At 70.6% G+C, this 17096-nt stretch carries 18 protein-coding genes; 5 read left to right on the top strand and 13 right to left on the bottom strand.

Annotation, left to right across the window (positions count from 1 at the left end; translation table 11 throughout):
* Positions 1 to 280: 280 nt before the first annotated feature.
* Positions 281 to 2119, bottom strand: coding sequence for an ATP-binding protein (locus ACQUS8_RS09395; RefSeq protein ID WP_435100048.1), 1839 nt, complete (start codon positions 2117 to 2119; stop codon positions 281 to 283).
* 90 nt (positions 2120 to 2209) lie between these two features.
* On the opposite strand from ACQUS8_RS09395, the gene ACQUS8_RS09390 reads away from it, so the two are divergent.
* A complete protein-coding gene (locus ACQUS8_RS09390) occupies positions 2210 to 2539 on the top strand; it encodes a DUF7113 family protein (protein ID WP_435100045.1) in 330 nt (109 codons plus the stop codon).
* Here the strand turns inward: ACQUS8_RS09390 and ACQUS8_RS09385 are convergent.
* Together ACQUS8_RS09385 and sugE are read right to left on the bottom strand one after the other, a co-directional pair.
* The gene (locus ACQUS8_RS09385; protein WP_435100042.1) at positions 2536 to 3786 is read right to left on the bottom strand and encodes a DNA double-strand break repair nuclease NurA; all 1251 of its coding nucleotides are present in this window, start codon (positions 3784 to 3786) and stop codon (positions 2536 to 2538) included. The two genes, ACQUS8_RS09390 and ACQUS8_RS09385, sit on opposite strands and share 4 nt — an antisense overlap.
* Before the next feature lie 43 nt (positions 3787 to 3829).
* On the bottom strand, positions 3830 to 4147 hold the full coding sequence (gene sugE, locus ACQUS8_RS09380) for a quaternary ammonium compound efflux SMR transporter SugE (RefSeq protein WP_435100039.1): 318 nt from the start codon (positions 4145 to 4147) through the stop codon (positions 3830 to 3832).
* Positions 4148 to 4266: 119 nt separating this feature from the next.
* Here sugE and gpmI point away from each other — a divergent pair, with 119 nt between their 5' ends.
* Complete coding sequence (gpmI, locus tag ACQUS8_RS09375) at positions 4267 to 5784, top strand: 2,3-bisphosphoglycerate-independent phosphoglycerate mutase (RefSeq protein WP_435100036.1); 1518 nt, start codon at positions 4267 to 4269, stop codon at positions 5782 to 5784.
* Here the strand turns inward: gpmI and nadC are convergent.
* The 7 genes from nadC to ACQUS8_RS09340 form a co-directional block, all read right to left on the bottom strand.
* Positions 5773 to 6585, bottom strand: coding sequence for a carboxylating nicotinate-nucleotide diphosphorylase (gene nadC, locus ACQUS8_RS09370; protein ID WP_435100033.1), 813 nt, complete (start codon positions 6583 to 6585; stop codon positions 5773 to 5775). The two genes, gpmI and nadC, sit on opposite strands and share 12 nt — an antisense overlap.
* Positions 6576 to 8030, bottom strand: a complete 1455-nt coding sequence (locus ACQUS8_RS09365; RefSeq protein ID WP_435100030.1) for an L-aspartate oxidase — start codon at positions 8028 to 8030, stop codon at positions 6576 to 6578. Before ACQUS8_RS09365 ends, nadC begins: the two co-directional genes overlap by 10 nt.
* Positions 8027 to 9139, bottom strand: a complete 1113-nt coding sequence (gene nadA, locus ACQUS8_RS09360) for a quinolinate synthase NadA (protein ID WP_435100027.1) — start codon at positions 9137 to 9139, stop codon at positions 8027 to 8029. The genes ACQUS8_RS09365 and nadA overlap by 4 nt, the downstream gene beginning before the upstream one ends.
* Positions 9140 to 9266: 127 nt before the next feature.
* Positions 9267 to 9449 (bottom strand): hypothetical protein, encoded by a 183-nt coding sequence (locus tag ACQUS8_RS09355; RefSeq protein WP_435100024.1) that lies wholly within the window; start codon positions 9447 to 9449, stop codon positions 9267 to 9269.
* A gap of 40 nt (positions 9450 to 9489) precedes the next feature.
* Entirely contained in the window at positions 9490 to 10998 is a 1509-nt protein-coding gene (locus tag ACQUS8_RS09350) for an amidohydrolase (RefSeq protein ID WP_435100021.1), read from the bottom strand.
* A gap of 64 nt (positions 10999 to 11062) precedes the next feature.
* Positions 11063 to 11470: a hypothetical protein gene (locus tag ACQUS8_RS09345; protein ID WP_435100018.1), complete on the bottom strand. Its 408-nt coding sequence runs from the start codon at positions 11468 to 11470 to the stop codon at positions 11063 to 11065.
* A 57-nt stretch (positions 11471 to 11527) separates the two neighbouring features.
* Entirely contained in the window at positions 11528 to 11893 is a 366-nt protein-coding gene (locus ACQUS8_RS09340) for a hypothetical protein (RefSeq protein WP_435100015.1), read from the bottom strand.
* Positions 11894 to 12022: 129 nt separating this feature from the next.
* On the opposite strand from ACQUS8_RS09340, the gene hmgA reads away from it, so the two are divergent.
* Together hmgA and ACQUS8_RS09330 are read left to right on the top strand one after the other, a co-directional pair.
* Entirely contained in the window at positions 12023 to 13240 is a 1218-nt protein-coding gene (gene hmgA, locus ACQUS8_RS09335; protein ID WP_435100012.1) for a hydroxymethylglutaryl-CoA reductase (NADPH), read from the top strand.
* A 64-nt stretch (positions 13241 to 13304) separates the two neighbouring features.
* Positions 13305 to 13445 carry a hypothetical protein gene (locus ACQUS8_RS09330; protein ID WP_435100009.1) on the top strand — a complete coding sequence of 47 codons (141 nt, stop codon included), beginning with the start codon at positions 13305 to 13307 and terminating at the stop codon, positions 13443 to 13445.
* 113 nt (positions 13446 to 13558) lie between these two features.
* Here ACQUS8_RS09330 and ACQUS8_RS09325 read toward each other — a convergent pair whose 3' ends face one another.
* The 3 genes from ACQUS8_RS09325 to icd all read right to left on the bottom strand — a co-directional run bounded on the left by ACQUS8_RS09325 (position 13559) and on the right by icd (position 15895).
* Complete coding sequence (locus tag ACQUS8_RS09325) at positions 13559 to 14080, bottom strand: DUF5817 domain-containing protein (protein WP_435100006.1); 522 nt, start codon at positions 14078 to 14080, stop codon at positions 13559 to 13561.
* Positions 14081 to 14150: 70 nt separating this feature from the next.
* The gene (locus ACQUS8_RS09320; protein WP_435100003.1) at positions 14151 to 14435 is read right to left on the bottom strand and encodes a translation initiation factor; all 285 of its coding nucleotides are present in this window, start codon (positions 14433 to 14435) and stop codon (positions 14151 to 14153) included.
* A gap of 194 nt (positions 14436 to 14629) precedes the next feature.
* On the bottom strand, positions 14630 to 15895 hold the full coding sequence (gene icd, locus ACQUS8_RS09315; protein WP_435100000.1) for an isocitrate dehydrogenase (NADP(+)): 1266 nt from the start codon (positions 15893 to 15895) through the stop codon (positions 14630 to 14632).
* A gap of 168 nt (positions 15896 to 16063) precedes the next feature.
* Between icd and ACQUS8_RS09310 the strand changes: the two genes are divergently transcribed.
* On the top strand, positions 16064 to 17047 hold the full coding sequence (locus tag ACQUS8_RS09310) for an isoaspartyl peptidase/L-asparaginase (protein WP_435099997.1): 984 nt from the start codon (positions 16064 to 16066) through the stop codon (positions 17045 to 17047).
* Positions 17048 to 17096: the final 49 nt, after the last annotated feature.

Genomic DNA, 17096 nt, shown 5'->3' with positions numbered 1-17096 from the left:
GGCCGGGAAGCGGCGAATCCTGCGACTTCGCGTGTCGAGGCGCACGTCCGTGGCCCGCGTTCGTCGTCGCGAAGAGAAATGCGGACTTCCGCGACGACGCCCCGACCGTCTCAGCGCTCGTCTCGGTCGCGGAGGATGCGTTCGCGTATCTCGTTCAGGTCGGGCGCGCCGTACTCGCGTTCGGGTTCGTCCGAGGGATACTGTGGCACGGGCTCCATCTGCCTCACCTCCCACGGACGTCTCACCCTACGGTCGCGACCTCGGAAAACGTTATGCCGGCCTAGTCGCGGCCGTGGCGGGTGAGACAGGTCGGGAGGCCGAGCAACTCGACGGGCTCGGAGTTGTCGGGCGAGTAGACGACCATCTGGCCGGTCTCCATGTAGGGGACTTTCTCGGCGAGGCTCGTGGGGATGTTGACGCTCTTGATTGCGTCCTCGTCGCCGAGGTTGAGCACGACCTTCGTGTTGATTTGCTTGAAGACGCTCTCCGCGACGTCCTGCGGGTCCTGCGTGATGAGGAAGAGGCCGAGGCGTTCCTTTCGACCTTGCTTGGCGGCCTCGGTGAACTTCGAGACGACGTGGCGCGCCTGGACGGTGTCGGCGTCCGCGAGGAAGTTGTGCGCCTCGTCCATCCCGACGACGAGCGGCGTCTCCGCGATGCGGGGGTAGCGCGGGTCGCTCGACAGTTTCTCGTCGACGAGCAACGAGGCGAGCGCGAGCACCACCGTCTCGGTCGCCCGGGAGTTCGAGACGTGGTAGGTGGGGACGACGGAGAGCCGCCCGGGCTTGACGAACTCGCGGACCAACTCGGTGATGGGGCGGGCGTCCTGGTCGAAGACGCCGTCCGGCATGCCCCGAACACGTCGGAAGACGGCCTCGTAGGTGGCTTCGTGCACCCGCCCGGACTCGTCGAGTTCCTCCTTCAGCGCGGGGTCATCAAGGAACGAACAGAACTCCGCGTAGGTGCCCGAGTCGCCGTACTGGTCGAAGAAGCGCTTCAGGAGGAGTTGGAGCGCGCCGTACTGGTTGTCGTTGAGGCCGGCGGAGGCCGCGAGCCACGGCCGACTGCGCACCATGCTGAACGGCACGGTGAACGGCACCTGGTCGGCGCCGTGGTGGGCGGCGGTGTAGGTGGCGCCCCCGACCTTCGGGACGAACGCGACGGTGTCGTCGTGGCCGCCGTGCGCGATACCCTCGCGCTCCCAGCGGCGTTCGTCCTCCCGCGTCGCCTCCGGGTTGTCGTCGTGCATCTGGGCGTACTCGTCCTGCGGGTCGAACTGGACGACGGCGGCCTGCACCTCCCGGTCGCTCCCCGCCTCTACGGGGTAGCTCCGGTCCTCGCTGAGGTACTGCCGGAGGACGTTCTTCGCGGTGTGGGTCTTCCCGGACCCGGTGCCGCCGGCGACGAGCGTGTGGCGGAACGCGAGCGGGTCGCCGGTGGTGTAGTCGTCCTTCACGCGGTAGTCGATGGTGGGCGGGGTCGCGCCGGTGCGCACCTTCTCGCCGCCGACCGCGAGGTGCCCGAGGAACACCCCCGAGTCGGGAATCTTCAGCGCGGTCTTGATTTCCTCGGTGTCGTCGGCCTCGCGGACGACGGTCTCGGGTTTCGGGACGCGGTCGGGCATCCGGCGTTTCAGCTCGCCGTCGTCACGGTAGAGGACGCTGACGGGGTCGAGGTCCGCGATGAAGCGGAAGTCGTCCTCGTCGATGCCGCCGCCCTGCATCGCGCGCCGGGCGTGAATCTCGTTCGCGTCGTCGCCGTGGAAGCGCTGGTCGTACTCGAGGCCGACGATGCGGCAGAACAGCGACTCGCCGTCCGGGTAGGGTGCGACGAGATACCGCCCCAAGCGGACGTTCGAGCGGTTCGCGCTCGTGACGTACGCGCGCAGGCGCGTCTCGTCCTCCCGCTCGCCGATGCGCAGGCCCTCGGAGACGGCGAGGACGCCGAGACCGGCGCCCGACCCGCCCTCGTACTCGACGCGCTCGAACTCCTCGCTCGCCGCGTCGGTGTCCGCCGTCTCGACGTCGGCGTCCGCGTCCGCGGCGACGCCGTCGCCCGCGTCCCCGTCGTCCGCGTCGCCGCCGAACTCGGAGAAGTCGCCGAGGTCGCTGTCGGTCATGTCACTCGGAACACCACGAGCCCCTAAACGTCTTTTCGTCTCTCGGGGTCCGCCGCACGGCTTTTCCCCGCCGACGGCGTACCGGGAGGTATGTTACTCGTTCGGGGCTCTGCGGCGGGCACCACTCTCACTGGTACGGTGTACGAGCGCGGCGAGGACGCCCCCTCCTTCAAGGGCGCGCCCGACGAGCAGGCGCCCTACGTCTGGGTCTGCGACGAGTTCTACGAGGTGGAGAGCGGCGGCCTCGTCCAGAAGGTCGACGGACAGGACGTCAACGTCGCCTTCGAGTCGCCGATGCCGCGGGGCTTCGACACGCGCGAGCAGGCCCTCGCGGCGGCGCGCGAGCACGTCCGCACCCAGTTCGCCCGCATCGGCGTCGACGAGGCCGACGTCGACATCGAGGTCGAGCGCGAGTACTAACCCTCGATTCCCCACCGGTCGACGTCGTAGCCCTCGCGTGGCTCGGTGTCCATCGCGTCGGCCATCGCGTCGACGAGGTGGCGTTTCTCGCGCTTGCTGATGCGTGCGAGTTCGTCCGCGCGAGCGACGGCGTCGGGCGGCCCGCTCGCGGCGGCGACGTCCCGCACCAGTTGGTCGGTGACGCGCGCGCGGACGTCGTCGTCCGCGGCGAACGCGCGCGGGAGTTCGGCCTTGTAGACGGTGTCCGTCCGGGGGTCGTAGAGCACGCAGAAGGCGACCTCGTAGGCCTCGGGGTCGAGCGCGAGGTCGAGGTCGAGGCGACTGCCGAGCGTGGAGAACTCGCGGTCGTAGCCCACTCGCGAGAGGAACCAGTTCGTGTACGCGAGGTCGTCCGTCTGCCGGTCGCCGTCGGCGTCGCGGCGCTCCAAGAGTTGGCCGAAGAGTTCGGCGTCGTCGAGCCACGGCGCGTGGGTCTTCCCGTCGAGCGCGCGGACGATGCCGCGCGAGGAGACGTTCTTCACGAAGCCCCCGACGACGGTGTCCGACTCGACGCCCGCCTCGACGAGGCCGAGGTAGTTCTCGATGACGCGGCGCGTCAGGCCGTCCTCGGCGGGGAGCGTCGCGAGTTCCTCGTTCTGGTCGAGCCAGTTCGTCACGAGTTTCGGGTAGAGCGGGCCGTCGAGCAGGAGGAACTCGTCCACGGCGTCGAAGTGCTCGTGGGCGTGCGCGCTCTCCGCGAGGTAGAGTGAGAGCGCGTGGACGACGGCGCGCTCGTTGCGCTCGACGTACGGGGCGTCGATGGCCTGCCCGCGCCAGTAGCCCTCGTCCTGCGTCTGCCAGTTCTCGGGGTCGAACTCGCGCGTTTCGACGGTCCGGTCGCGACGAAGCATCGTCGCGATGACGGTCCGGTGGCGGTGGGTGTCGGTGTCGCCGGGCGAGACGCCCATCGCGGCCTGCGCGACGTCGAGGACGAGGCCGTTCTTGAACGCGCGCGGGTTGATGGTGCCGGAGTCGAGGCCGTGGACGGCACCGAAGGCGGGGTCGCTCGCGCCCGCCTCGGTGAGGTCCGCGAGGTAGCGGCCCTGCTCGTCGAGGGGTTCGAGGACCGCCCCGTCGTCGTAGAGCGGGTCGAAGTAGGTCTCCCAGACGGCCTCGGCGTCCGCGCGGTGTTCGGCTTCGTCGACGTCGCCACCCACATCGCGGACGAGGTCGGGGATGCCCGCGAAGTGGACGGGGTCGAGGGTCATATCGGGGGAGGGTGCCGGACGCGCTTGAAGCCGACGGTGCGCGCTAGTGCGAGACGAGGTTGAGGCCGACGATACCGACGACGACGAGCGCGAGGAAGCCGACGCGCGCGAGCGTCACCGGTTCGTCGAAGAGGACGACGCCGAGCACGACGGTGCCGACCGCGCCGATGCCCGTCCAGACGGCGTACGCAGTGCCGATGGGGAGGTTCTGGACGGCACGCGCCAACAACACCATGCTGACGACGAGCGCCGCCACGGTGATGGCCGTCGGTACGGGCTTCGAGAACCCGTCCGAGTACTCCAGCCCGACCGCCCAGACGACCTCGAAGAGGCCCGCGACGAACAGCGTCACCCACGACATGCGCGAGGAGACGCGGCGGGGACGCCTATGCCCCTCGATTCCCGGACGTGCGACCCTCCGAATCGTCCGTGAACGACCATCCCGAAGGCTAGTTAGGCGTCGGCTTCGAGGGGTGTGGTATGCGAGCGGCACTCGTCATTCTGGACGGCTGGGGACTCGGCGACCACGACCGGTTGGACGCGGTGAAGGCCGCGGAGACGCCGAACGTCGACCGTTACACGAAAATCGGCGCGTCGGGGACGCTGACGACCCACGGCCGGGACGTCGGCCTCCCGGAGGGCCAGATGGGTAACTCCGAGGTCGGTCACCTCACCATCGGGTCGGGTCGGGTCGTCATGCAGGAGTACACCCGCATCAACGACGCCATCGAGGCGGGCGAGCTCCGCGAGAACGACGCGATTCGCGGCGCCTTCGAGTACGCTGATCGGCACGGCGGGCGCGTCCACTTCATGGGGCTCGTCTCCGACGGCGGCGTCCACTCCGACCACGAGCACCTGCACGCACTCATCGAGGCCGCCGCCGACTACGGCGTCGAGGCGACGACGCACGCCTTTACGGACGGCCGGGACACCTCCCCACATGGCGGTGAGGGCTACCTCCAGACCTTGGAGGAAGTCGTCGAGACCCACGGCACGGGCGACATCGCCACCGTCTCCGGACGGTATTACGCGATGGACCGCGACCAGAACTGGGAGCGAACGAAGCAGACTTACGACGCCATCGTGAACCGCGAGGGCCAGCACCGCGCCGACTCGGCCGTCGAGGCCGTCACGGAGTCCTACGAGCGTGGCGACACCGACGAGTTCGTCGAGCCGACCGTCGTCCGGGGTGGCGACCGCCTCAGCGACGGCGATTCGGTCGTGTTCTTCAACTTCCGCTCGGACCGCGCGCGCCAACTCACCCGGATGCTCGCGGACGTCCGCCCGGACGACTGGGACGTCGAGACCGAGCCGCCCGAGGTTCGGGTCTCGACGATGACCGAGTACGACCAGACGTTCGACCTGCCGGTGGCGTTCCCGCCGAGGGAGCCCCAGAACACGCTCGGCGAGGTCGTCGCGGAGGCCGGGCGGACCCAGTTACGCATCGCGGAGTCCGAGAAGTACGCCCACGTCACCTACTTCCTGAACGGCGGGCGCGAGGTGGAGTTCGACGGCGAGATGCGCAAAATCGTCGAGAGCCCGGACGTCCCGACGTACGACGAGACGCCGGCGATGAGCGCGCCCGAGGTGACGGACATTGCCATCGAGACCATCGAGGCGGAGGACCCGGACTTCCTCGTCTTGAACTACGCGAACGCGGACATGGTCGGACACACCGGCGACTTCGAGGCCGCCGTCGAGGCCGTCGAGGCCGTCGACGAGCAGGTGGGTCGCCTCGTCCCCGCCCTCGAGGAGGCGGGCGCGCACGTCCACATCACCGCCGACCACGGGAACGCCGACGACATGGGCACCCGCGAGGACCCCCACACCGCCCACACGTACAACCCCGTGCCGTTCATCTACCTCTCGCCGGACGGCGACGACGGTGGTGCCGCGGTCCGCGATGAGGGCACTCTGCGCGACATCGCGCCGACGCTCCTCGCACGCGCCGGCCTCGACCAGCCGGAGGAAATGACGGGCGAGGACCTACTCCAGTAGGCGAAACGAGCAGTCAAGCGGCGGCGTGCTGTGCGTCAGCGACCCCATCGAGACGACATCCGCGCCCGCGGCGGCGTACTCGGCGACGTCCGCGACACCGATGCCACCGCTCGCCTCCACGAGCACCGATGCATCGAGGCGCTCACGTGCCTCGCCGACCGTCTCGGGCGCCGCGTTGTCCACGAGGACGATGTCGGCGCCGGCATCGGCGGCGCGCTCGGCCGCATCGACGGACTCGACTTCGACGTCGATGCGCGTCGCGAACGACGCGTTCTCGCGGAAGCGCTCGATGGCGTCTTCGAGCCCGTAGGCGGCAATGTGGTTGTCCTTCACCATCACCATGTGGCTCGCGTCGAGGCGGTGGGTGTCCCCGCCGCCCGCGCGGACCGCGCGCTTCTCGACGCCCCGGAGTCCGGGCGTCGTCTTGCGCGTCGCCGCGATCTCCGTGTTCTCGCTCACCTCGCGCGCGGCGTCGACGGCCTCGCGCGTGCGCGTGGCGATACCCGAGGCGTGCCCGACGAGGTTCGTGGCGACGCGCTCGCCACGCAACACTGCGCGCGTCGGCCCCTCGACGGCGAGAACCTCGTCGCCCGCGTCGACGCGCTCGCCGACCTGAACGCCGCGCTCGACGGGGACACCGAGTACGTCGAAGACCGTCTCGGCGGCCTCGAGCCCGGCCACGACGCCGGACTCCGTCGCGACGAGGCGCGCACGCGAAGTGCCCGGCAGGTCGTTCGTCACGTCGTCGTGGCCGAGGTCCTCGCGGAGCCACCGCTCCGCGTCCGCGCGCGTCACCGGCACGGCACACCCTCCAGCGCGTGACAGCCGGCCGGTTCCGCCTCGCGGGCGGCGCGCGCCAGGAGGAGGCCGACCGTCGCGGCGTTCCGGAGTTCGGCGACCTCGCGTGCGGGCCGCGTCCGGGCGTAGGCGTCCGTCTCGCCCTTCAGCCGTCGGAGCGCCGCGCACGCCCGCTGGAGGCTCTCGCGGTCGCGCCGGAGGCCGACGTGCGCGGCCATCACGCGGTGCAGGCGCTCGAGTTTCCCGTCCACGAAGCCGTCGGGGAGTGCGGGGTCGCGCTCGGGGCGACTCGGCACCTCGGGTTCGCCCGCGACGCTCGACCGACTCGCGGCATCCCTTCCGGCACGACGGCCCCAGACGAGGCCTTCGAGGAGGCTCGTGGAGGCGAGGCGGTTCGCGCCGTGGACGCCCGTGCGGGCGACTTCGCCGACAGCGTAGAGTCTGTCGAGGCTCGTCCGGCCCCGGTCGTCGACGTCGACGCCGCCGCAGAGGAAGTGCTCGGCGGGCGCGACCGGAATCGAATCGGGGTCGAAGCCAGCCTCGACGACGCGCTCGTGGAGGGTCGGAAACTCGGCGCGGAAGTCGAGCGGCGTCGTGTCGAGATACACCTCGCCGGTGCGCTCACGCTCGTCGGCGACGGCGCGCGCGACGACGTCGCGGGGCGCGAGTTCGGCGTCGTCGTGGACGTCCAGCATGAAGCGCTCGCCGTCGGCGTTCCGGAGGACGGCGCCGGCACCGCGGACCGCTTCGCTGACGAGCAGGGGGTTCTCGCCGACCGTCACGGTCGGATGGAACTGGACGTAGGCGAGGTCGGCGACGTCCGCGCCGGCGCGCGCGGCCATCGCGAGGCCGTCGCCCGTCGCGGTGTCGGGGTTGGTCGAGCGCGGGAAGCACGCGCCGACGCCGCCCGTGGCGAGCACGGTGGTGTCGGCGACCGCGGCGTCCTGCGTGCCGTCGCTCCGGTCAAGGAGCGCGCCACGAACGCGCCCCTCGTCGGTCAGCAACTCGAGCGCCGCCGTGTCCTCCAGTATCGTGACGTTCGGGTGGTCGTCGAGGTGCGCGAGGAACGGCGCGAGGAGGTGTTTGCCGGTCTCCGCGCCGACGTGCCGGATGCGCGCCTCGGAGTGGGCGGCCTCGCGGCCGTAGTCGTCGGCGAACGGCACGTCCAGCGTCTCGACGAGCACCTCCTCGACGGCGTCGTCGGCCTCCTCGACGAGGACGTCGACCGCGTGCGGGTCACAGCGCCCGTCGCCCGCGTCCGCGATGTCCGCGGCGAACGCCTCGGGGTCGTCGCGCGCGACGGCGACGCCGCCCTGCGCCCAGTGGGTCGTCGACTCCTCGGGGCGCTCGGCCTTCGTCGCGAGCAGGACGTTCGCGCCGTCGTCGGCGGCGGCGAGCGCCGCGCTACACCCCGCGATGCCGCTCCCGAGGACGAGCACGTCCGTCATAGTTCGAGCATGCGGTCGAGGGCGGTTTCGGCGCTCGCGGCGACGCCGGGGTCGACGCTGACGACGTTGTGCTCGCGACCTGCGGCGAGTTCCTCCAGGATCCACGTGAGGTAGTTCGGATCGACCTGCCGCATCGCGTTGCAGTCCATGCAGGCGTCGCCGCAGAGCGCGACGACGTCCGTCTCGTGCCATCGGTCGAGGTGGTTCACGAGGTGGATTTCGGTGCCGACGACGACTGTCTCGTCCGGGCCGGCCTCCTCGACGGTGCGCCGGATGGTCGCCGTGCTCCCCGTCTCGTCGGCGGCGGCGACGACCTCGGGCCGGCACTCGGGGTGGACGACGACCGTCGCGTCCGGGTGGGCGTCGCGGGCGTCGGCGACGTGCTCGGCCGTGAAGCGCTCGTGGACCTGGCAGTAGCCGTCCCAGAGGACGACGTCCGCGTCGCCGAGGTCACCGCTCGACTCGTCGGCCCACGGGTCGAACTCGACGGTGGCGTCGCCGAGTCCCATCGCGTTCGCGGTGTTCCGCCCGAGGTGTTTGTCCGGGAGGAAGACCACCGTCTCGCCCCGGTCGAGCGCCCACTCGAAGGCGTCGTCGGCGTTCGAGGACGTGCAGACGAGACCGCCGTGCTCCGCGCAGAACGCCTTCAGGTCCGCGTAGGAGTTCATGTAGGTGACGGGAATCGCGTCGCCGTCGACGGCGTCGGTGATGCGCTCCCACGCCGAGTCGACCTGGAGGGCTTCGGCCATCCCCGCCATCGGGCAGGAGGCCTCCATCGACGGCAGGTAGACCGTCTGGTCGGCGTCCGTGAGGAGGTCCGCGCTCTCCGCCATGAACGTCACCCCGCAGAAGACGACGTGTTCGGCGTCGGAGTCGGCGGCGTGCTCGCTCAACTGGTAGGAGTCGCCGATGTAGTCGGCGTGCTCGACGATTTCGCGGCGCTGGTAGTTGTGCCCGAGGACGAGGACGTCGTCGCCGAGCGTCTCGCGCGCCGCCGCGATACGTTGTGTGCGTTCTTCCTCTGAGAGCCCGCGGTAGTCGGACGGGAGCGCTTCGAGGTTCCCATATTTGAACAGACTCAGTTCGCTGTCGACCTCTGTCGTCTCCATCTGGACCATATCTGGTGGCTGTCTTGCTAGTCGCGTACAGAGCTATCTGTGAAAAAGATTTGTCTTCAAGAGCGACTTGCGAGTGACGCCTCTCCTACTGGGTGATGTCTCGGAGAATCAAGGGGTGTCAGTCGTCGCGGCGGTCGCGTCGGCGGCGCTCGACGCGCTCGCGCGTCTCGGCTTCGGCCGTCTCGCGCTCCCGCACGGGGCCCTCCTCGCTCTCGGTCTCGACGAGCACGTAGAGCAGGAGGGCGCCCGCGACGGCGAGGGCGAACGCGAGGGCGACGAGGAGGGCGGGGGCGGCGCTCACACAGCACGTAGGCGGGCCATCCGGAAAGAGATACGGGGCGTTAGCGGGCGTCGTAGACGACGTCGCCGTCTACCACCGTCATCGCCACGTCGACGTCCGCGACGTCGTCCGCCTCCCACGGCGACTTCTCTAGGACGATGAGGTCGGCGTCCGACCCGACGGCGAGCGTCCCGCGTTCGTCCTCCGCGAACCCCGCGTACGCGCCGCCCGCGGTGTACGCGCGCAGCGCCTCCGTCACCGAGAGCGCCTCGCCCGTCGGCGGGTCCACGGCGAGGGCGACGCCGTGGAGCGGGTCGAGCGGCATCGAGTCGCTGGAGAACGCGAGGTGCGCGCCCGCCTCACGGAACGCCCGGAAGCGGTTCGTCTCCCGCCGTCGGTGCTCCCCGAGGCGCTCGGCGTAGAGGCCGCCGTCGTCCGCCCACTGGAGGAAGTTCGGCTGCATCGACGCGACGACGCCGAGGTTGGCGATTCGCGCAATCTGGTCGTCCGTCGCGAGTTCGGCGTGCTCGATGCGGTGGCGGCGCTCGCTCGGGTGGGGCGTCTCCGTCTCGTAGGCGTCCAGCACCGCCTCGATGGCCTCGTCGCCGATGGCGTGCGCGGCCACCTGGAGGCCGGCCTCGTCCGCGCGGCGCACGATGTCGCGTAGCTCGTCGGGTTCGACCACCCACTGGCCCGTGCCCCCGGTGTCGGCGTAGGGCTCGGAGAGCTTCGCGGTGCGCGCGCCGAGGCTGCCGTCCGTGAACGTCTTGACCGCGCCCGTCTCCACCCACTCGCTCCCGTGGTTCGTGCGCGCGCCGAGTTCTTCGAGCGCGTCGAGGTGGTCCGCCCAGTAGTTCAGCCGCACGCGCACTGAGAGGTCGCCGTCGGCCGCCATCTCGCGGTAGACCGCGGGGGCGTGCGAGCGTCGCACCATGTCGTGGACGGCCGTCACGCCGCGCTCGTTCGCGTGGCGCTGGGCGGCCGCGAGGAGTTCACGCGTCCCCGCCTCGTCCGGTTCGACCGCCTCGTAGAGCGCCTTCACGGCGTCCTCGACGATGCGTCCGTCCCCGTGGACGTCGCTGTCGGGCATCGCGTCCTCCAGTCGGTCGAGTGCCACCGTGTTCAGGACGGCCGTGTGCAAGTCGACGCGCACCGCCGCGACCGGGCGCTCCTCGCTCACGGCGTCGAGGTCGTCGCGCGTCGGCGGGTCGTCCGGCCACTGTGATTCGTCGAACCCCCAGCCGAGCACCCAGCCGTCGGTCGTGGCGGCGTGCGCGCGGAGGGCGTCAAGACAGTCTGCCACGTCGTCGGTGTCGCGGAGGTCCGCGTCCACGAGGTAGCGCCCCGTCGTCGTCATGTGGACGTGGGCGTCGACGAACCCCGGCAGGAGGACGCGCCCCTCCAGGTCGATGACGTCCGTCTCGACGCCGACCGAGAACTCGGCCTCGTAGTCGGAGTCGAGGCGCGCGACCTCGCCGTCGCGCACCGCGAGCGCCTCATAGGTCTCGTCCGGTTCCCCAAGCGTGTGGACCTCGCCGTTGACGAAGACGACGTCCGCGTCCGCGCTCATGTCGCAACGCGGGTCCGGCGGCGGCAAGAACGTGTCGGGACCCGCGGCCCGCGCCGGTGCTCTTCTAGGCGCGGACGCGCTCGCCCGTCACCACGGGGAGATGAGGGGCGACGTGTGCCCAGCCGTTGCGCCAGCCGAAGGCGTACGTGAACGCCCAGACCGTCGCGAGCGCGCCGAGGTGTGCGACCGGCCCGCCGAACCCGACCACGGGGAGGCCGACGAGGACGAGCACGCCGAGCGGCGTGGCGCCCGCGACGAGCACCGCGATGCCGCGGAAGAGGCGTCGCGTCGAGGCGTCGATGGCGACGAACCCCGCGGCGAGCGGCGCACCGACGCAGGCGATTGCGAGGAGCGTGCGCGAGTAGCCGAACGGCCGCGCAGGGCCGGGCGTGAGCGTCGCGGCCGGGAGCGCGAGCAGCACGGCGAACCCCAGCGAGAAGAACGCGCGCTCCGCGCGGCCGGCGACGTCCATACACGTCGGGTCGGCGTCGCGACGGAAGGGGCTGCCGGCCACTCGTCGCGACTCCCCCTAGTGCCGTCGGAAGCCGACCCAGTAGGCGAGGAGCGCGCCGACGGCGAGCGACGCAACGTCGTCCCACGGCCCCTGAATCCACCCGACGGTCGCGTCCGCCACCGTCTGGATGGCGACGAGCGCGGCGAACGACACGAGGTAGAAGGTCACGAGCGCCCACGCGAGTCGCCGCGGTTCGACCCGTGCGCGCACCGCGGCGTACGCACCGCCGAGCCCGCAGCCGAACGCGAGCGGCACGCCGTAGACGAGCTGCGTGACCGGGTCGGGCGGCGTGACGAGTCCGACGAGCGCGAACGCCAGCGGCGCGGCGATGAACCAGCCGAGAATCGCGCGGAACGCCGTGGCGAGGTCGAGGCGGCGCATACTCGGAGTTCCGCCGCCGCCGGGAAGTACGCACCGATACGGTGTGTCGGCGGCGAACGGCCCGCGGCCGCGGCGTGCGACGGCGGGTCGAAGGACAACCGTTAGGGCCTCTCCGGCGAACGTCGAGGTATGACCGACCACGACGCCGACGAACTCGCCGACCGGGTGCAGGACGGCGAACTGCGTCTCTACGAACTCGAAGACCACGCGGACGCCGAGACGGCCGCGGCCGCCCGCCGCCGCCTCCTCGAACGCGAGACGGGTGCCGCCCTCGACGTCACCGGCGACTACGCCTTCGACCCGATGGGCGCGGAGTCGAACATCGAGAACCTCGTCGGCGGCACACAGCTCCCGCTCGGCATCGCGGGCCCGCTCGCCGTCGACGGCGACGCCGCGACTGACGAGTACCACCTCCCGATGGCCACGACGGAGGGTGCGCTCGTCGCCTCCGTCAACCGCGGCTGTTCGGCCATCACCGCGGCCGGCGGCGCGAACGCCCGCGTCACGAAGCGCGGGATGACGCGCGCGCCGGTCTTCCGCGTCGCGGACGTCACCGAGGGCGCCGAGGTCGCGCGCTGGGTGGACGAGCACTTCGCGGACCTCAAGGAGGCCGCCGAGTCCACGACGAGCCACGGCAAACTCCAGGAGATCACCCACTACGTCGTCGGCGACAACGTCTACCTCCGCTTCTCCTACGACACCGCGGACGCGATGGGGATGAACATGGCGACCATCGCCACCGGCGAGGCCTGCGAACTCGTCGAGGCGGAGACCCCCGCCGAGCTGGTCGCGCTCTCCGGGAACCTCTGCACGGACAAGAAGCCGGCCGCCATCAACGCCGTCGAGGGTCGCGGGCGCACCGTCACCGCGGACGTCCGCATCCCGCGCGAGGTCGTCGAGGAGCGCTTCGACACCACGCCCGAGAGCATCGAGGAGGCGAACACCCGGAAGAACCTCGTCGGGAGCGCGAAAGCCGGCAGCCTCGGCTTCAATGCGCACGCCGCGAACGTCGTCGCCGCCGTCTTCCTCGCGACCGGGCAGGACGCCGCGCAGGTCGTCGAAGGCTCGAACTGCATCACGACCGTCGAGGCCCGCGAGGAGGAACTCTACGCCTCGGTCAACCTCGCGTCGCTCGAAGTCGGTACCGTCGGCGGCGGGACGAAACTCCCGACGCAGGCCGAAGCCCTCGACGTTCTGGGCGTTCGCGGCGGCGGCGACCCCGCCGGGTCGAACGCCGACGAACTCGCGGAAGTCATCGCGGCGGGCGCGCTCGCCGGCGAACTCTCCCTGCTCGCCGCGCTCGCCTCTCGGCACCTCTCCAGCGCCCATGCGGAACTCGGCCGATAAGTCCACTTTCACTTTCACCGCGCGTCTGGCCGGTGTTTATTTCGGCTCCCTCCCTTCTGAGCGTATGGTCGACGCTCCACCCGACGAGTCCCCGCTCGCCGACGTCCCCGGCGTCACCGCGCTCCGCGTGCTGAAGCTCGTGTTGACGGTGCTCGTCCTCGCCGCGACGCTGCTCGGCGCGCTCACGCGCACCGTCACTCCGTGAGGTCGACCACGAAGAGTGTGTCCGCGACGACGCGCAGCGGGACGCTCGGCGCACGGTCGACCGTACGACGGTATCGTACGCTATCCGACAAACTGTTGGCGGTGCTCCGGCGCTCAGAGCAACCGGTAGACGCCGCGGCTCTCCGAGGCTTCCCCGCGGCGCGCGAGGCGTTCGAGGGCGTCCCGGGCGTACGACTCCGAGATGCCGTGCTCCTCGCAGTAGGCCGCGACGTCGTCCGCGGTGGGCGAGTCGAGTTCGCGCAGCGCCTCCTTCACGCGCTCCTTCCGCGAGACGGACCCCCCCGAGGAAGCCGCGCGCTCGTCCGCGGCCGCCGCCTCGTCCGCGTCGACACCGGCCGCCTCCAGGTACTCCTCGTCGTCCACCACCGACTCCGCGGCCTGTGTCTCCATCTCCGCGTAGGAGTCGAGTTCCGCGAACGCCTCGCCGTAGCCCGAGCGGTTCGCCAGCATCGACGCCCGGACCTCGGCGGCGTGCTCCCGGTCGTCGGTCGTCACGAACTTCTTCCGTTTCTCGTGGGCCTTGCTCGTCCCGCAGCGCGGGCACTTCGTTCGCTCCGGGCGGTCCTCGACCACCCAGAGCATCGAGCAGTCGCTACACCCGACGACGGCGTACATACTGCACGTTCGCCGCTTCGCGGGTATAAACTCGTCCCACCGCCCGCCTCTCGCTCGGGGTACGCGTCCCCTACTCCACGTTGAACCCCATGTCCTCCAGAATACCGGGGACGCGGTCGACGTGGTCGCCCTGAATCTCGATGGTGCCGTCGCTGACCGTGCCGCCGGCACCAAGCTTCTTTTTCAGTTTCGTCGCGACGTCCTGCAGGTCGGTGGCCTCCTCGTCGAACCCCTCGACGATGGTGACCGGCTTGTTGTACGTGCGGCGCTCGACGCGCACGGAGAGCTGTTCTTCGGCGCGCGCGAGGTCCTCCTCGATACCCGGGATGTCCGCGAACGGGTCGTCGTCTGCCATACGTGGCCCTTGTGCGTCCCGAACAAAGAAGCCGGTGGGCAGCGCCGCCGCTCGGGAACGCGAGAAAAAACGGGAGAGTCGGTGGTCGACCGGCAGTACCGAAAGCTCGCTTACGCCAGCTCGTCGATGTCGCCAGATTGCCGGCGATTCTGGCGGCGAGCGGGAACGAAGTTCCCGCGGAGAGGGCCGAGCCGTTAGGCGAGGTCCTCGATGCGCTCGACGATCTCCTCGCCGTACTCGGACGCGGCGAGCTTGACGCCGCCCTCGACCTGCCGCTCGAGGTCGTAGGTGACGCGGTGCTCGGAAATCTGCTGCTCGACGGCGTCGTGGACGAGTTCCGCGGCGTCCTCCCAGCCGAGCTGTTCGAGGAGAATCTTCCCGGAGAGGATCATCGCGGTCGGGTTCGCCTTGTCCTTGCCGGCGTGCTTGGGCGCGGAGCCGTGGACGGGCTCGGCGAGGACGCGGCCGTCGCCGAGGTTGGCGCCGGGCGCGATGCCGAGGCCGCCGATCTGGGCGCCCGCGGCGTCGCTGAGGTAGTCGCCGTTGAGGTTCGGCATCGCGAGCACGTCGTAGTTCGTCGTGCGCGTGAGGAGCTGCTGGAGCATGTTGTCCGCGATGCGGTCCTTGATGACGACCTTGTCCTCGGGAGCCTCGCCGTCGTACTCCTCCCAGAGGGTGTCCTCGTCGATGGTCTCCTCGGGGAACTCCTCCTCCGCGAGCTCGTAGCCCCAGTCGCGGAAGGCCCCCTCGGTGAACTTCATGATGTTGCCCTTGTGGACGAGCGTGACGGAGTCACGGTCGTTCTCGATGGCGTACTCGATAGCCTGACGGACGAGGCGCTTCGTGCCGTACTCGGTGATCGGCTTGACGCCGATGCCGACGGGACCGTCGTGGATGGTGGAGTCGAAGCCCATCTCGTCCTCGACGAACTCGCGGACCTGCTCGACTTCCTCGGTGCCGGCCTCCCACTCGATGCCGGCGTAGACGTCCTCCGTGTTCTCACGGAAGTTGACCATGTCCATCTCCTCGGGCTCGGAGACCGGGGAGGGGACGCCGTCGAGGTAGTAGGTCGGGCGGACGTTCGCGTAGAGGTCGAAGTGCTTGCGGAGCGCGACGTTCAGGCTGCGGAAGCCGGCGCCGACCGGCGTCGTGAGCGGGCCCTTGATGGCGACGCGGTGCTCCTCGATGGCGTTCAGCGTGTCCTCGGGGAGGTTCTCGTCGTACTTCTCCCGGCCGGACTCGCCGGCGTAGACGCGCATCCAGTTGATGTCGCGGCCGGTCGCCTCGGCGGCGGCGTCGAGGACCTGCTGTGCGACGGGCGCGACGTCCTTGCCGATACCGTCCCCGTAGATGATGGGGACGATGGGGTTGTCGGGGACGACGAGTTCGTCAGCGTCCTCGTCGTACGTGACCTTCTCCCCCTCGTCGGGGAGTTCGACTTGCTCGTACTCGTAGCTCATCTCGTTTCGCATCTCCCGGCGGGTGCCTAAAAGGACTGCTGTTTCCGCGCATCTCTACGTCAATCGTCGATATATCTGGTCGTCGTCGTGCGTACTCACGGCGGCCCTACGGCCGGTTTCGCGTGTCGAACCCACACGCCTAACCGCCCGCGCGGCGACGCGACACCCATGCGAGTCATCGTACACGGCGGCGCGGGCGATGCGCCCGACGACCCGGACGCGCGACGGGCGACGCTCGACGACGCCGCCGAAACGGGCGCGGACGAGTCGGACCCCGTGGACGCCGTCGAGGCCGCCGTCCGAGTCCTCGAGTCGGACGAGCGCTTCAACGCCGGCGTCGGGAGCGCCGTCCAGTCCGACGGCATCATCCGGACCGACGCCGGCCTCATGACCAGCGACCGGGCGGCCGGCGCCGCGGCCTCGATGCCCGGCGTCGAGCACGCCGTCACCGTCGCGCGTCACGTCATGGAGGAGACGCCCCACGTTCTCCTGAACGGCGTCCACGCGGTCGACTTCGCCGCGGACGTCGGCGTCGAGACGGAGGTCGACCTCTGGACGGCCGACTCCCGCGAGCGCTGGGAGGGCGTCGACAGCCACCCCGAGGGCACCCCGTCGGCGCATCTCGACTGGATACGCGAACATTTCGGGGGGCACGCGTCGCCGCGCGACGCGGACCGGGCAAGCGGGGAGCGCCGCGGCCAGAGGCCGCGGAACGACGAACGGGGAGGGACGACCCGTGAGCGGAGCGACCCGCGAGACCACGACACAGTCGGGGCGGTGGCCACCGATGGCGGAGACTTCGCCGCCGCCACGTCGACGGGCGGCCGGTGGTTCGCGCTCGCGGGCCGCGTCGGTGACGTCCCCCAAATCGGCTCGGGGTTCTACGCCGCGCCCGCGGGCGCCGCGAGCGCGACGGGCGCGGGCGAGGCCATCGCGAAGACGACGCTCACCCGGCGCGCTGTGCGCTACCTCGAGGATGGCGACGACGCGGAAACCGCTGCCGAGCACGCCGTCGACGACCTTGCCGAGTTGACGGGCGAGGGCGCGGGCGTCATTGTCCTCGACCGCGACGGGAACGTCGGCGAGGCGTACAACACCGAGGCGATGCAGACTGCGTGGTCCCTACGGGACCACGGCGCGGGCGAACGCTGAGCGAAGCGAGGCGTGAGACCTCGTCGTCCCGACAGTAGGAGCGGAGACG

Source organism: Halarchaeum sp. P4 (genome assembly GCF_051195175.1).
Lineage (GTDB): Archaea > Halobacteriota > Halobacteria > Halobacteriales > Halobacteriaceae > Halarchaeum.
Note: the sequence above shows the minus strand (reverse complement) of the source record. Positions and strands in the feature narration are given on the sequence as shown.

What these genes read in the sequence shown, in the direction of transcription:
- ACQUS8_RS09395 (WP_435100048.1), bottom strand. Translation starts at nt 2,119, where the DNA reads ATGACCGACAGCGACCTCGGCGACTTCTCCGAGTTCGGCGGCGACGCG.
- ACQUS8_RS09390 (WP_435100045.1), top strand. Translation starts at nt 2,210, where the DNA reads ATGTTACTCGTTCGGGGCTCTGCGGCGGGCACCACTCTCACTGGTACG.
- ACQUS8_RS09385 (WP_435100042.1), bottom strand. Translation starts at nt 3,786, where the DNA reads ATGACCCTCGACCCCGTCCACTTCGCGGGCATCCCCGACCTCGTCCGC.
- sugE (WP_435100039.1), bottom strand. Translation starts at nt 4,147, where the DNA reads ATGTCGTGGGTGACGCTGTTCGTCGCGGGCCTCTTCGAGGTCGTCTGG.
- gpmI (WP_435100036.1), top strand. Translation starts at nt 4,267, where the DNA reads ATGCGAGCGGCACTCGTCATTCTGGACGGCTGGGGACTCGGCGACCAC.
- ACQUS8_RS09365 (WP_435100030.1), bottom strand. Translation starts at nt 8,030, where the DNA reads ATGACGGACGTGCTCGTCCTCGGGAGCGGCATCGCGGGGTGTAGCGCG.
- nadA (WP_435100027.1), bottom strand. Translation starts at nt 9,139, where the DNA reads ATGGAGACGACAGAGGTCGACAGCGAACTGAGTCTGTTCAAATATGGG.
- ACQUS8_RS09350 (WP_435100021.1), bottom strand. Translation starts at nt 10,998, where the DNA reads ATGAGCGCGGACGCGGACGTCGTCTTCGTCAACGGCGAGGTCCACACG.
- ACQUS8_RS09345 (WP_435100018.1), bottom strand. Translation starts at nt 11,470, where the DNA reads ATGGACGTCGCCGGCCGCGCGGAGCGCGCGTTCTTCTCGCTGGGGTTC.
- ACQUS8_RS09340 (WP_435100015.1), bottom strand. Translation starts at nt 11,893, where the DNA reads ATGCGCCGCCTCGACCTCGCCACGGCGTTCCGCGCGATTCTCGGCTGG.
- hmgA (WP_435100012.1), top strand. Translation starts at nt 12,023, where the DNA reads ATGACCGACCACGACGCCGACGAACTCGCCGACCGGGTGCAGGACGGC.
- ACQUS8_RS09330 (WP_435100009.1), top strand. Translation starts at nt 13,305, where the DNA reads ATGGTCGACGCTCCACCCGACGAGTCCCCGCTCGCCGACGTCCCCGGC.
- ACQUS8_RS09325 (WP_435100006.1), bottom strand. Translation starts at nt 14,080, where the DNA reads ATGTACGCCGTCGTCGGGTGTAGCGACTGCTCGATGCTCTGGGTGGTC.
- ACQUS8_RS09320 (WP_435100003.1), bottom strand. Translation starts at nt 14,435, where the DNA reads ATGGCAGACGACGACCCGTTCGCGGACATCCCGGGTATCGAGGAGGAC.
- icd (WP_435100000.1), bottom strand. Translation starts at nt 15,895, where the DNA reads ATGAGCTACGAGTACGAGCAAGTCGAACTCCCCGACGAGGGGGAGAAG.
- ACQUS8_RS09310 (WP_435099997.1), top strand. Translation starts at nt 16,064, where the DNA reads ATGCGAGTCATCGTACACGGCGGCGCGGGCGATGCGCCCGACGACCCG.